At 40.0% G+C, this 528-nt stretch carries 1 protein-coding gene; it reads right to left on the bottom strand.

Features of this window, described 5'->3' with window-relative positions; genetic code table 11:
• The coding region (locus HMPREF0367_RS10595) for a hypothetical protein (protein ID WP_035403739.1) at nucleotides 1–528 on the bottom strand (528 nt) is incomplete at both ends.

Genomic DNA, 528 nt, shown 5'->3' with positions numbered 1-528 from the left:
AATTAAGCTTGTAATCAGAAAGTGCTTCGTACTGTTGAAAACACAAGTCTTCATTCATAAAAATATATGTCGCAGCCGAAACAGTATTCAAAATAGAACCTTCTTTAGGCACATTGCTTGTACCACCCTTTACTTCTGTATAGATCTTTATTCCTTCTAAAGGCAAGTACTCTTTTGCGAATGTAAGAATCTGTTCTTCATACGAAGGCCGTACCAAAATGGATCCGTAATCGTCTTCATACTGGTAACGTCCGTTTTCATAAGTGCGATACACGGTTACAACATCCGATTCATCCCCCTGTTCCGGATAGACTTTCAGATGCTCCTGCTCAAGTGCATCGCCTGGCACATAGGATATGTAATGGAATTTTTGTCCATATTTTCCTTCGATCCAATCCATCATCTGCCCAACAGAGGTGACGACTCCTTTCTGGGTATCCGTCAATTCCTCATAAGCCGTGCCGCCAAGACCTGTCATAGCCATAACTTCTTCTTGTTTTGTTTTTAAATAAAATTTTTGATTTTGCT

The sequence above is a fragment of the Faecalitalea cylindroides ATCC 27803 genome, assembly GCF_000469305.1.
Taxonomy (GTDB): Bacteria; Bacillota_I; Bacilli_A; order Erysipelotrichales; family Erysipelotrichaceae; genus Faecalitalea; species Faecalitalea cylindroides.
Note: the sequence above shows the minus strand (reverse complement) of the source record. Positions and strands in the feature narration are given on the sequence as shown.